Source organism: Arthrobacter silviterrae (genome assembly GCF_011045165.1).
GTDB lineage: Bacteria > Actinomycetota > Actinomycetes > Actinomycetales > Micrococcaceae > Specibacter > Specibacter silviterrae.
The window spans coordinates 1-13,434 of the sequence record NZ_JAAKZI010000013.1 but is presented as its reverse complement, the minus strand read 5'-3'; the positions used below and the strand labels follow the sequence as shown (position 1 = coordinate 13,434).

Sequence of the window (13,434 nt, the reverse complement as noted above, 5' to 3'; positions counted from 1 at the left end):
TCGCTAAATGTCCGATCTGCTCTTAGCTTGAGTGGATCGGACATTTAATTTTGATCGGGACAATAGTAGGGTGCGCATGGCGGACTTGAAGCGAGCCAAATATGCCTTCGCCAAGCCGATTGGCGTTGTATTGGTGTAGAGGTTATTCATGAGGAGTACCTCGGTGGGCGGAAATAGATCTCGCCATACCGTGCGTGGAATCTTCTGCCACGGAGTCTGCCGCAGCATATGCCATCTGCCGAGCCCACCCGTCTTAGCAGATAGCCGGAAGACCCATTCGGGGGAGGGCTTTGGCCATTCCGAAATCACGTCGTCCCCCAATTTGGCGGCAATGAATGGTCTCGCCGCAGCAAGGGCACCGACGCCAGTGCAGATCGACAGGAATGCTTTCTGGTCAGAGATTTCCAGACCGAGTAAAAAGTCGTACTCTCGTTGCTCCCGGTGTTTCCACTCGGATCGTAGGGAATGAACGGCCAAGATAAGCCGTGATGCTTCGAGTGAAGGAACTGGAATCTCCCGGTTAGCCATGCGAACAGTCGTATGACCATCCCACATTACGTCAAACGCCGTATCCGAATTTGCTTCGAAACCGGGGAATGACTTGTGTGCATCGATGTCATTGGGCCACTGAGGGTGGTAGTAGGTTACCGAGTGGGTGGGGAAGCGCTCGCCATCAGGGTCGCTTGGACGGCGAAGCCAACCACGTGATTCGACCAGCGTGAGAAAGCGATCAAAGTTTTGCGGCTCAATTAGAACGTCAGCGTCGGTGGACTGGTGACCTTCCCGGAGCCCTTGCAACACAACGCCTGGGCCTTTTACGAACAGCACCCGAATGTCGTTTTCGGATGCTAAATACGCTAATAAAGCGTGGGTTAGCAAGACCCCTTCGTGCATGGTGAGCGTCTCGACCTGGTCCATATCTTCCTAGCCGGGTAGCATCCCGAGTTGTTGTGCGTTGGCATTCGTTTCGATGAAATGGCGGCCCCTGGAGAAGAGACCGCCATTTTCACTGAGGTATGAACTTAGATTACTCTCTGATTGATTCCGAGTGAGCGCGGTACCACTCGACGGTGGTCTTCACCCCGTCTGTAAGGCTGATTGACGATGTCCAGCCAGCGTCGGCCAGCTTGGATACGTCCAGGAGCTTCTGAGGCGTTCCATCTGGTTTGGTGGTGTCCCATTCCATCTGCCCAGTAAAGCCAGTCGCTTCTGCGACGGCTTCAGCCAATTCCTTGATAGTTACATCAGTACCTGTACCTACGTTGACCTGCGCGTCACCGTCGTAGTTCTCCATAAGGTGCAGACAGGCGGCCGCCATATCGTCTACGTGCAGGAACTCGCGTCGCGGTGAGCCAGTGCCCCAGTTGGTAACCGTCGGAGAGCCGGATTTGACCGCCTCGTCGTAACGGCGGATGAGTGCTGGTAGGACATGCGATCCCTTGGGTGAGAAGTTGTCTCCAGGGCCATAAAGGTTGGTTGGCATGGCCGATATCCAGGGCAGCCCATATTGGCGGCGTACAGCCTGGATCTGAAGAATGCCTGCGATCTTGGCGATGGCGTAGGCGTCGTTGGTTGGTTCCAAGTGGCCGGTGAGCAGGGAGTCTTCACGGATTGGCTGCTCAGCCAGTTTGGGGTAAATGCAGGACGAGCCGAGGAAAAGCAAACGTTCGACGCCGTGTTCGCGGGCTGCGTCGAGTACGTTGACCTGGATCCGGAGATTGTCGCTCAAGAAGTCAACTGGGTAGGTGCTGTTGGCCAAAATGCCACCTACCTTCGCCGCCGCAAGAACTACATAACGGGGCTTGGTTTCAGCAAAGAACGCGAAGGTTGCTTCTCTGTTCTTCAAATCAAGCTCGGCAGAAGTCCTGCCCACCAGGTTTGTGAAACCTTCTGACTCAAGGTTGCGCCAAATACCCGACCCCACTAGACCGCGGTGGCCGGCCACATAGAACGTGGCGCTTCGTTCGAGGCGCCCAGGCGTGAAATCCACGTCCATGTCTTAGTTCTTCCAACTGTCGAGATCCACTGAGTCAACCCAGTGGCTACCCGCGTTCTTAAGAATCTCGATGTCCGCGTCAACCATGATGCGTGCCAATTCAGGAGTTTCCACCGTCGTCTTCCAGCCGAGCTTGGCACGGGCCTTGGAAGGGTCACCAATGAGAGCATCTACCTCTGTAGGACGGAGGTACCGATCGTCGAACTTGACGTGGTCTTCCCAGTTGAGGCCGGCGTGGTCGAATGCGACCTGAAGGAAGTCCTTGACGGTATAGCCAACTCCAGTTGCCAGGACGAAATCTTCGGGCTCGTCGACCTGCAGCATGCGCCACATTCCTTCAACGTATTCGGCCGCATACCCCCAGTCACGGATAGCGTCCAAGTTGCCCATATAGAGCTCATTCTGCTTGCCAGCCTTGATGGCTGCGACTGCCCTGGTGATCTTTCGTGTCACAAAAGTCTCGCCGCGACGTGGTGATTCATGGTTGAACAGAATGCCGTTGACGGCAAACAGTCCGTAGGCCTCGCGATAGTTCTTGGTGATCCAGTAGCTGTATACCTTGGCCGCACCATACGGTGAGCGAGGATAAAAAGGAGTGTCCTCGCCTTGCGGGGGAGGCGTTGCCCCAAACATTTCCGAGGTCGATGCCTGGTAGAAGCGCGCATTCACTCCTGACATGCGAAGGGCCTCGAGCAGCCGAACGGTGCCAACGCCAGTCGTATCAGCAGTGTGTTCCGGCTCGTCGAAGGACACCCGCACATGAGACTGCGCCGCCAGGTTGTACACCTCGTCCGGTTGGATGCCAGCAAGCAGGGTCACCAAGCGGGCGCCGTCGCTCAGATCCCCGTAGTGCAGGAATAGTTTGGCGTCGGGGTTGTGTGCATCCACGTACAAGTGGTCGATTCTTGTCGTATTGAAAGTTGAAGCTCGGCGAATTAGCCCATGAACTTCGTAGCCCTTCTGAAGCAAGAGCTCTGCGAGATATGAGCCATCTTGTCCAGTGATGCCGGTGATGAGTGCGCGCTTGGTCAACGCATGTCCCCCTACTTAGAATGAATTGGTCTTGGTCCAGCCGTCTAGCCGTCCAGCGGCATGCTCCGCGTTACTTTGCTGCGGCGAGTTCGCGCAACCATGCGCTGTACTGAATTATAGCCGTTTCCTCTGACAGGACATTTCTGGCGTAGTTTTGGCCGGCTCGTCCTAGCGCCTCCGAAAGTGCTGGATCGGCCGTAATCTTCAAGACTGCCTCAAGAAGTGCCTCAGGCTGTCCTGGATCCACGCGCAGCCCCCCGCCGGAGGACAAGACTTCAGCGGCAGTAGTGCTGTTCGACTCCGTTGCAGCGATAACTGGAAGGCCCGCAGAAAAGTATGATGTCAGCTTGCTGGGTACGGCCATTTCTTTCAGTCCTGGCATCTCATTGACTAGCAAGATGTCGGCCGAATGTAGGATCGCATTAAATTCTTCGTCAGGGACCGGTGAGATGAATTCAATCCTATCGATTCCTTTCGCCATCGCCTGGATCTTATTCCTCTGGTTGCCCCCGCCAAGGAGAACAAACTTTACTTTTGCACCTAGTGCGTCAGCAGTCCTTGCGGCCTCAACCACATTTTCCAAAGCCTGCTTCACTCCCATATTGCCAGCATGGAGGACCACAGTCTCCGTACCCCAGCCGCGTGACCGACGTGTGCCCAAGCGGTCAATGTGTGAGCTCTCCCTCAAGTGTGTCCAGTTCCGGATCACCTCAATATTGTTGCCAGTGACACCTAACTCGTTGATTAGGAACTCGCGGAATCGATCATGGATTACGGTCACACCAGTCGCTGACCGGAAGACAATTCCCTCAAACTTTTTCATCAGTTTGGTTTGAAGTGAATTTCCTGAACCAGTTTCTTCAAGACCCCGGCAGTAGATATCCTGGATCCAAACGCCCGTGGAAGGTTTCGAGGGACCCAGCTTCGCACGCAACAAGACAAGTGCGCTTGCAAAAAGTGATGGGCTGACCATCAGGATGACGTCCGGGCTGCTCCAACGTGCCAATATCAGCCTGACTCCAAAGCTAAGCTCCATGTGCATCCGGTTCAAGTTCGTCGTTGAACTGGGGATGAAGTGGCGGAGCCTCTTTATGGGGACTCCATTAAGGCTCTCGTCGTCTTGCCATCCAGAGTACCTCGGGTCTCGTTTCCACACCGGGTAGTGCGGGTACCCCGTTACGACATGGACGCTGTATCCAGAGGCGACCAATCGTTCGGCAAGACGCGTCGTGTAAGGTGCGATGCCCGTAGGCTCCGGGGCATAGTTCAGGCCGATTATCGTGACACGAGGATTAGAACCGAGCATGCGACCACGTGCAAGAATAGTTAGACATCACCGGTCAAACCTACACGATCATGGCTGGGGAAAGCATGTCCATGGACGAACAGAGGACCCGAGAGATGGAAGAACAGAGCATGCGAGAGACCGCGGGGGTAGTACCTGTTATCAACCTCGCTGCAGCACCAGGGGCACGAGAATCCTGGGACCGACCCAAAATAGTGGTGTACTTGTGGGCCGCATGTGAGCTTCTGTTCGTCACGAATCCGTGGCAAATAAGTTCGAGTTTACGAATTCGAGTGTTGAGGCTATTCGGAGCAAGGATAGGTCGTGACGTTGTTTTTAGGCAACGAACAAGAGTGAAATTTCCATGGAAATTGTCCGTCGGAGATCGATCGTGGATAGGTGAAGGCGTTTGGATCCACAACCAAAACAATGTGGACATCGGGCAGGACGTTGTGGTGTCGCAGGAGTCTTTTATCACCACTGGAAGCCACGCATACCGAATAGACATGCGTTTGATAACTTCACCCATTACGATCGACGACGGCGTGTGGGTTACTTCTCGGACGATGATAACAGGAGGATCACATATAGGCAAAAGTGCCCTCATCAGCCCAATGAGTCTTATCAAAGGAACAATTCCTGCGAATAGCATCTTTGCAGGCAACCCAGCCCGACGAATAGGAACACGATTTGAATCCGCTAAATAAGTCTATATAGTCCAACATATTTAGACACAGAACTAGTTTCTAGCAACGTGTTGTGATTCAAATTTCAGAATTCAAATACAGATCCGGAGAGTGTCGCACTATTGTGGCTGACGAGCTAATCAAAAAGAATCGCACACTGATTGTCGAAACCGCTGGGACAGGCCACAGATTCTACTATGTCAGATTACTTGTGGAAGCTGCATTGCAACGCGGGGACCGAGTGGCGTTAGGCCTCACCGAGAGTTCTTTTGCTCAGTCTGAATATGGATTGCATCTAGAAAAGTATGAAAACCAAGTTTCCATAATATATGTCGATTCAATCAACCTTAACTCTGTCGAAATTGCATCTAGAAAATTCAATGCAGATTTAACAATAGTACCAGACGGGGACATTCCCAGCAGGCAGCTACTAATGAAGCGAAAGTGGAGTGGATCGGGTAGCCTCACCCTTTTGATTATGCGAGAGCATTCTCAGCGGACCAGAAACTTTTTGCAGTCTTGGGGAATAAATGGCTTCAAAAAGATTCTATTTCACTACGTTTCTAGAAAAGCCAGGGTTCGATTAGTCATATTGAAATCATCCATTTGGAACGGTAATTCTCAACTTCCGATTGCTCGAGACCCGGTAACATCATATGCAACAAGCGAGAGCATTCAAGAAATAAGGCTAACATGGCAACTTGATGCGAAATTACACTGGTTTGGTGTGTTTGGAAATATTGATCGTCGCAAAAATCTCGACATTATTGCCCAAAGCCTAAATCAAATAGGTCGTGCTGATCTCGGCATCCTAATAGCCGGGCAATGTCAAGAAGGAGTTCTCGAAGAAGCAAATCCATATTTAGAAATGCTTCGAAAACGTGGAATTCGAGTAGTAATAGTCAACAGAATGTTGTCCGATACTGAAATGGACAGCGCAGTGGCAGCGGTAGATACCGCCGTATTAGCTCACAGCAACGAGAGTCCGAGCGGCATCATGGGGAAGGCTGTCTCTTTTGGAACACATGTGGTTGCGTCTGGCGCCAAGGCACTTAAGGATGATGCAGGAATGATTCCTCAAAACGCAATATGGTGCCCCCTGGATATCAATGAAATGGTGCGTACGTTCCAAATTTCCATTGAACGATCAGGGTCCGTTAAGCCGCTGAAAGGACTAGGAGTAGAACAATTCACGGATGAACTCTTGTTAGTGACTCATTGATGATTAAGAGAACGCGTAGCCTAAGTTTTCAATCTATTGCGTTGGCGGCAGCAGCCGCCATTGCGCAACTGATGGTTGCCCTGATCTTTGTCCTAGCGGCGAGGGGGACTGATCCTGAATCACTAGGCCGGGTAGTTTCAATGATCGCAATCGGCGTCACGCTTGCGGGCATCCTAGATTTTGGAAGTAACGCCAGAGTTTCACGAGACATAGCGAGAGGAGACGTCACCCATCAGATAATATCGAATCAATTGACGACAAAGATTCTCTTAGTTTCAATTGGATGTCTCGTAATCGGACTGTTCCTAAAGTTTGCTATCAATCTAGGCGATCAATGGGGATGTTCGTTTATCGCGTTTACCACGCTTGTAGCACAGACATTGCAGGGACCGATACGTGGGCTTAGACGGGCACATATTATTGGCATCGTAATGCTGATAGACCGTAGCACAGTATTGGCAGCGTTCATGACGTTGACTTCAATTGGCGTCGGATCAGCATATTCGCTCTGGATGGCACTCTCTTTGGGGCCATTGGTGGCTGCTATCGTCTCATTTGCATTCACACCAAAGGACTTGCGCATCGCTCTGAGAGGCTGGAAACCTCGGAATCCATGGACCCGGTCCATTAGTTTTGGGGCTTCAAACGTTTTCATCAGTCTACAGGGACTTGATGTTACGATCCTTAAAATGATAGGCGGCGCATCAGCAGCTGGACTTTATGGAGCGGTAAGTAAATGGACGCAGCCAATCAGCATTGTCGCAGGGGCCTTTGCGTCGGCGTCCGCTCCATTTGTCGCGCACGCGGGAAATCTGACCGAGGCGTGGCGCAGTATGCGTCGGGCGGTCTGGCTTCCTGGTTTAGCAATCCTGATTGCAATTCTAATTGCTATCGGAGCGCCCGTTTTGGTCCCTTTCTTGATAGGTGATAGCTATAGCAAGTCGGCGGAAGTTCTAACTATTCTAGCTATAGCAGCCATTCCGGCCGTCTTGAATCAAACCTTTTTCGTCTCATTGCAAAACCTCGGACGGGACCGGGCCGCTGCAGTGGTATTGGCATGTATCATAGTAATCCAACTACTATTTATAGTAGCTTTTGGATCCGTCTTTGGGGCGGTCGCCTGCGCATTCGCGTGGCTCATATGTCAATTTTTGCAAGTCGTATGTTTTGGCTATCTTATTCGAAATGAAGTCAAGAAGACTTCACGGGACACTGAGATGCCCGGGCAGATACAGCTCAATCCTTTAAGCATCGAGACTATTGATGATACTCATTAGGAGCAATTAGTGCACACGAACAACATGATGAATCGGATTACGTAATGACCAGGGTTACATGGATTACTAATCTAGCTGCACCCTACAGAGTCCCAGTGTGGAAAAGCTTGGGTCAAGAGTACCCATTAAGCGTCAGGACGATTGTCTCTGAAAGGAACTTCCAACGCGACGCGAAGAATAGGGGAAGTGACTGGGCCGGTCATGCACTAAACGAATATTACAAACAGAGCTCGCTTCGGTCTTATAGGTTTCCAGTAATTTCACGCCCGTTGAATTTGATTTTATCACCCTCTGAAATGCGCGGGCTTGCATCTTCTGATGTGTTTGTCCTGAGCGGCTGGCACGATCTTATCTACTGGCAATTGCTATTACTGGCAAAGTGTGCGGGAATAGCGACTGTGGGATTCTATGAATCGACACTTGAAACACAGACTCGTAAAAGTGGATTTGCCGCCTTCTTTCGTTCGCTTTTTTTTCGTTCGCTTGATGCAGTTGTCACACCAGGTATTGCAGCGACAGAGGCGTTATCCGCGATGGGTCTTGAATCTAGGAAAATCGTCCAAGGTTTCAATGCGATAGATGTCGAATTGTTTTCAAAGACAGATAGTGATTCACGATACACTCAAAATCCGGGGCATAATTTTATTTTTGTCGGGAGACTAATTGCCCTGAAGAATGTCGGCAATATTATCCGGGCGTTCGAGTCAGTTGCCGATTCTGAGGATAGACTTACGATAGTTGGTGATGGGGAGTGCAAGAATTCGCTGAGAAACCTGACCGCGGAATTGGGTCTTCAGGATCGCGTCAATTTCCTTGGTTCCCTAAATAACGACGAATTGCCGGCAGTTTTGGCACGGCAATCGACGCTGATTCTTGTTTCAAGCACGGAGGTGTGGGGATTAGTCGTGAACGAGGCATTAGCTTCTGGACTTCATGTAGTTGTCGGTAGGAATTGTGGCGTTTCGAGATCTGTCGCCCATATGCGTGGTGTCTTCATTACTGAGATCGACATCGATTCGATTTCAACGGCAATGGCGAGGAGCCGCAGCGAGTGGATGGGCAGAATTTCCGATCCTGAGATCTTGAGGTTTTCGCCCATTGAATTTGCGGAGTGTTTCAAACTGGCAATTCAGAAAAGTATTGATGGTCGATCTAGTGTAATATAGAGACAGTCGTGTGTTGATCTTTACAGTATTCAATGATATATAAATGGGGGAGTATCGGAATGGTTCTAGATGATGATCAAATGGAAGTGCTTCATGAAATTCAATTGGAAATGGCTCTTGAATTAAAGCGAATTTGCGAGAAACACGATATAACCTACTTTCTTCTTGCCGGTTCTGCATTGGGCGCAATACGCCATGGTGGGTTCATCCCGTGGGACGACGACATCGATTTCGGAATGACTCGAAGTGACTATGATCGGTTCCTGATGTGCGCGAATGATGAATTGAACCCACTTTTCCGGCTCGAGAGCTGGAATACAAATGAGTTCTATGGATTGGCCTTTGCCAAGATTCACCGGGAGGACAGCTATTTCCTGGAGAGGGCTGGTGCAGGTGTTCCGACAAACAAAGGCATCTACATCGACATATTCCCATTGGATGCGGTCCCCAACAATAGATTGAAACGTCTTATTCATTCGATCGAATGTTTTTGGCTCAAGCGATTAATATTCCAGCGATCAGGCTATTACGTCACTGATCGTAACAGGCCAGCTTCCGTGTTATTAAACGGTTTCTTGGGTCCTCTCTCAAAGTTTTGGAAGCTTGGTTCACTTGTTGCCCGACTTCAGAATGTATTGGTTCGTTACAACAATGGACCAACAGAAAATTTGACGGTTATTGGAGGGTCTTATGGTTATTCTCGAGAGACGTTCAGCCGGACGTGGCCCCTTGAATTGAAGACTATTCAGTTTGAGGGCGAAGAGTTTCCTATATTTGAAAGTATTGATTCTTATCTGACTAATTTGTATGGAGACTACAAAGAAGTCCCTCCAATTGGCGATCGCGGTACCCGACATGATCTAATTGATTTTGGACTTCCCCCTGCTTAATTCTGGGCGTTGGATTTGAATGGACTTTTCATTGTTCTGTGGCGAGGATGCTTCAGATTGTAGAGTGACGGTCGGAGGTATGATTTGAAGATACTGCATTTGGTGACTCTCGTAACCCCCGATGGTGCGTTTGGAGGGCCTGTCAGAGTTGCGGTGAACCAGTCCCGAGAATTGATCAATCGCGGCCACGATGTGACCGTGGTGGCAGGGACTGAAGGGTATATAACGGCTCTTCCGACTGAAGTCGATGGCGTTCCTGTGAAGTTATTCCCTGTTCGCCGGATCCTGCCACGGGCTGGGTTCGCAGGCTTCTTCTCGGCGAAGTTTATCTTATGGTTGGTCCGAAATATCTCATCTTTTGATGTTGTTCACGTGCACCTGGCTCGGGATTTGGTTACCTCACCAGGGGCATTAGTTGCCTTGATTTTTGGGAAGAGAATGTTCGTCCAAAGTCATGGAATGATTGACGGTTCGGATAAGATTCTTGCCAGTGTATTGGATTGGCTTATCATTAGACGGGTCCTTCGCCGCGCTCGAGTCGTTTTTTCATTGACGGACCGAGAGGAGCTGGATGTAAATCTAGTAGAGCCAAGAGCGAGAGTTGTTCAATTACCTAACGGAGTACCCGTGCTATCTGAGATGGAATTGAAGAGAACATCAAGTGTCTCTACTTCAATTGAAGTTCTTATGCTTGCGAGAATGCATTCAATTAAGCGACCACTCGTTTTTGTTCGTATGGCCGCCATGTTGCTAGATAGATTTCCCAATGCGCGTTTTACTCTAGTCGGGCCAGATGGTGGACAAGGGGCGAGTATTTCAAACCTTATTAGCGAGATTGGTGTGGAGGGGGCCATTGCATGGGAGGGCGCCGTCGCTCCCGAAGAGTCTCTGGCACGAATGAGACTTTCATCGGTTTTTGTCCTTCCCTCGGAGAGCGAGGTCATGCCGATGTCAGCTCTTGAAGCGATGTCTGTGGGACTTCCGGTGGTCCTTTGCCGGCCTTGTGGCATAGCGGATGAAGTTGCTCTTGCAGGAGCAGGATTAATTGCCGATCAGACTACAAATTCGTTAGTAGAGAATGTATCCAGTCTATTAAGTGATCCTGTGTTGCGTTACCGAATGGGTCAGAATGGTCGTAAATTGGTCGATACACATTTTAGTATTGGTAGAGTAGTTGATCTGCTTGAATCGTATTATGAATCAGGAACCTTCGGGAATGATTTTTCCTAAAATTACTGGATTTTAATTGCCTCGTTTGTATATTTTATTGGAGGTTCAGAACTGTATTGGCTTTAGCGCTAGGGCTGTCTGTTAGAACAAAACTAATCCAACGCCGTGGATTGGGTTCTGGTTTTGATAAGTTGTAGTTTGAGTCAACGTTGATTATAATTGACCATTAAGCCTTATAACCCTAGTTTAGGCAGGGAAGTTTGAGTTCTGGCTCTGGGTTATTGTCGGCTGCACTGGCGAGAGTCCATTGAGGTTGGGGTCGGCTTGGATGCCCTGTATCGTGACGGCCATTCGGAACCCTGGCAGTGGCGTTCAAGAGTCGCAAGACAACCTGACAAAGCCAAGAATCACCAAACACACCGCCCAGAATGCAATCCAGCCATCAGTTTCGCTGGAAGCATTCGCTTTCCGCTAACATGACGTTAGTCATGCGGCTAAAATTTGCCGACTAGTCAAGTCATGACGTCTTCGTGCGATTAGGCGGGGACGTTTTGGTCATTTCGCGCATCGGTCGCATGTCGAGACCGGTAGACTGTCAGGGTGGTTTCCTTATTGGTGGTTAGACAGCGGATTCAGTCCGAGTTGAACGTTCGTAGGCTCCGACGTCAAGGGGCCTTAGTTGCGTCTACTGCTCGCTTGATCGGTAAGCCCATCATCGAAGTAGAGCCCGGCTCGAAGATGATTATCAATGAAGGTGTTCGCCTTATTTCGGATTCGAGACGGACAGCTCTTGGAATCAATCACCCTGTAGTACTACGGACTCTATTCCCGAGTGCAGAACTGATCATTGGCAAATTTGCTGGCATCAGCGGAGGGTCAATTTGCGTTGCTTATCGTGTCGAGATTGGTGCGGGAACTATGTTTGGCGCAAATGTCACGTTGGCTGATACGGATTTCCATCCTCTGGACCATAAGTGGAGACGTGACGAGACGACGCCAAAACCGTCTTCTGAGGATGCGATCTATATCGGAAAGAATGTATTTGTTGGGACTGGAGCGATCATACTCAAAGGGACCACGCTCGGCGACCATTGTGTAGTGGGCGCCGGTTCCGTCGTGAAGGGTCGCTTTGAACCCGGGACAGTCTTGGCCGGGAATCCCGCGAAGGCCCTACGAACTCTTGTTGTCGCAACTAACGACTAATGAATTGTCGTAGGCTGATGTATATGGTGCGAATGACCTGGACTCCGGACGTGACGCGGTAATTGCTGTGAGGTGTCAGGTGCGGTCCTTGATTTTGTAGCGGAGTGTCAAGTTGGTGCCCAGGGCTCTGGGTAGGGTGTGGCTGCGGCTTTCGTAATTTGTTGAATGGCTGCGGTTCTTACGTTGGCTCGGACTGCTAATTCCATGGCTAATGTGAGGTAATAAGGGTGTGATGATTTCTCGTGTGGGTGGGCGGGTGAAACAGTGGTTTCAATGACCACCCAAACCGTTCTGCCCGTGCTGCCGGATCTGGGCGCCGTTCTTCTGGGCGAGCGTGCAGCCCTGTTGGAAGATGCAACTGGCGGCAAGGTCTTCATCAACGGGCAGCTGGCCTATGTGTGGGGGCCGGGCCAGGAGGGGCTGCGGCGGTTGGCGGCCTCCCAACTGGTCGATACAGGTGTTGCCCAGGTCAACGAGGTCGCGGCTGGTTTCGGTGTGAACACGGAGTCGTTGCATCGCTGGCGCAAGGCCCTGGAAGGCACTGGCCTGATGGGCCTGGCACCGGTAAAGAAGGGCCCCAAACGCCCTTCCCTGCTGACGGAGGCGAAGGCGGCAGAGATTCGGGCTGTTCGTGCCGGCGGTGCGAGCCTGCGGGCCACCGCCGAAGCGACCGGGGTTTCCACCGACACGGTCCGGCGCGCCATGGCCGGCAGGACAGAAAGCCCGGCCGCCGATGCTCCCCACGATTCCGTGGCACCCCTTGAAGCAGCGGAGCAGCCTGCGCTGCCCGCGCTGTTGGCACCTGTGTCCCGCACTGCGGAGCGTGCCGCGGCCGGGCTGCTTGAATGCGCGGCACCGTGTTTGCTCCGGCCGCCCATGTTCGCCATGCCGGGTCGTTCCTGGCGTTCCCGGCCCTGGAATCCACCGGCCTGCTCACGTGTGCGAAGGAAGTGTACGGGTCGTTGCCGAATGGCTTTTACGGCCTCGACACGATTCTGGTCGATGCTGTGCTGCGGGCATTGGCCGGGGAAGCCCGGGCCGAGGGCGCCACACGCTTTGACCCGGTCGAGCTGGGGAGGGTGTTGGGGTTGGATCGGGCCCCGGAAGTCAAAACGATCCGCCGCCGCATCTCCCAGCTCGCTGAAACCGGCAAGGCCGGGGAGCTGATTGCTGCCCTGGCCAAACACCACCTGGATGCCACGGGCCCGGGCGGGGAGAACCTCGTGGAGGTGTTGTATGTTGACGGGTATGTGCGCGCCTATCAGGGCACAAAGAAGATTGGGAAGCTTTACTCGACCCGTTTGAAGTTCCCTGTCCCGGCGACCGAGGAAACCTGGGCCACCGACGCCACTGGTTCACCCGTCTTTGTCGTCATGGCAGAACCCGGCGCGTCCCTGGCTTCCGAGCTGCGCCGCCTCCTGCCGGAACTGCGCACGGCCGTGGGGGATGACCGACGCGTGCTGGTTGGTTTTGACCGCGGCGGCTGGTCCCCGGACCTGCTCAAACA

General features: G+C 51.8%; 11 protein-coding genes. 7 read left to right on the top strand and 4 right to left on the bottom strand.

Annotated features, from left to right (window positions below; all coding sequences use genetic code 11):
- Window positions 1–3: 3 nt before the first annotated feature.
- From G6N77_RS09080 to G6N77_RS09065, 4 genes are all read right to left on the bottom strand, one after another.
- Window positions 4–918 (bottom strand): nucleotidyltransferase family protein, encoded by a 915-nt coding sequence (locus tag G6N77_RS09080; protein WP_165181735.1) that lies wholly within the window; start codon window positions 916–918, stop codon window positions 4–6.
- 109 nt (window positions 919–1,027) lie between these two features.
- Window positions 1,028–1,996, bottom strand: a complete 969-nt coding sequence (locus tag G6N77_RS09075) for a GDP-L-fucose synthase family protein (RefSeq protein WP_165181733.1) — start codon at window positions 1,994–1,996, stop codon at window positions 1,028–1,030.
- A gap of 3 nt (window positions 1,997–1,999) precedes the next feature.
- On the bottom strand, window positions 2,000–3,028 hold the full coding sequence (gmd, locus tag G6N77_RS09070) for a GDP-mannose 4,6-dehydratase (protein WP_165181731.1): 1,029 nt from the start codon (window positions 3,026–3,028) through the stop codon (window positions 2,000–2,002).
- A 70-nt stretch (window positions 3,029–3,098) separates the two neighbouring features.
- Window positions 3,099–4,334 (bottom strand): glycosyltransferase family 4 protein, encoded by a 1,236-nt coding sequence (locus G6N77_RS09065; RefSeq protein ID WP_165181729.1) that lies wholly within the window; start codon window positions 4,332–4,334, stop codon window positions 3,099–3,101.
- Window positions 4,335–5,072: 738 nt separating this feature from the next.
- Between G6N77_RS09065 and G6N77_RS09060 the strand changes: the two genes are divergently transcribed.
- The 7 genes from G6N77_RS09060 to G6N77_RS09030 form a co-directional block, all read left to right on the top strand.
- Window positions 5,073–6,221 (top strand): hypothetical protein, encoded by a 1,149-nt coding sequence (locus G6N77_RS09060; protein ID WP_165181727.1) that lies wholly within the window; start codon window positions 5,073–5,075, stop codon window positions 6,219–6,221.
- Window positions 6,221–7,498, top strand: a complete 1,278-nt coding sequence (locus G6N77_RS09055; RefSeq protein ID WP_165181725.1) for an oligosaccharide flippase family protein — start codon at window positions 6,221–6,223, stop codon at window positions 7,496–7,498. Before G6N77_RS09060 ends, G6N77_RS09055 begins: the two co-directional genes overlap by 1 nt.
- A 296-nt stretch (window positions 7,499–7,794) precedes the next feature.
- On the top strand, window positions 7,795–8,664 hold the full coding sequence (locus G6N77_RS09050) for a glycosyltransferase (protein ID WP_165181723.1): 870 nt from the start codon (window positions 7,795–7,797) through the stop codon (window positions 8,662–8,664).
- Between the two features lie 80 nt (window positions 8,665–8,744).
- A complete protein-coding gene (locus G6N77_RS09045) occupies window positions 8,745–9,554 on the top strand; it encodes a LicD family protein (RefSeq protein ID WP_165181721.1) in 810 nt (269 codons plus the stop codon).
- Between the two features lie 102 nt (window positions 9,555–9,656).
- Window positions 9,657–10,784 (top strand): glycosyltransferase, encoded by a 1,128-nt coding sequence (locus G6N77_RS09040; protein ID WP_165181719.1) that lies wholly within the window; start codon window positions 9,657–9,659, stop codon window positions 10,782–10,784.
- Between the two features lie 636 nt (window positions 10,785–11,420).
- Window positions 11,421–11,927, top strand: a complete 507-nt coding sequence (locus tag G6N77_RS09035) for an acyltransferase (protein ID WP_165181717.1) — start codon at window positions 11,421–11,423, stop codon at window positions 11,925–11,927.
- A gap of 845 nt (window positions 11,928–12,772) precedes the next feature.
- On the top strand, window positions 12,773–13,434 hold a 662-nt coding region (locus tag G6N77_RS09030; protein WP_165181715.1), incomplete at its 3' end, for a putative transposase.

Coding starts and splice junctions, on each gene's coding strand:
- G6N77_RS09050 (WP_165181723.1), top strand. CDS start 7,795: ATGCGCGGGCTTGCATCTTCTGATGTGTTTGTCCTGAGCGGCTGGCAC.
- G6N77_RS09065 (WP_165181729.1), bottom strand. CDS start 4,334: ATGCTCGGTTCTAATCCTCGTGTCACGATAATCGGCCTGAACTATGCC.
- G6N77_RS09080 (WP_165181735.1), bottom strand. CDS start 918: ATGGACCAGGTCGAGACGCTCACCATGCACGAAGGGGTCTTGCTAACC.
- G6N77_RS09055 (WP_165181725.1), top strand. CDS start 6,221: ATGATTAAGAGAACGCGTAGCCTAAGTTTTCAATCTATTGCGTTGGCG.
- G6N77_RS09075 (WP_165181733.1), bottom strand. CDS start 1,996: ATGGACGTGGATTTCACGCCTGGGCGCCTCGAACGAAGCGCCACGTTC.
- G6N77_RS09045 (WP_165181721.1), top strand. CDS start 8,745: ATGGAAGTGCTTCATGAAATTCAATTGGAAATGGCTCTTGAATTAAAG.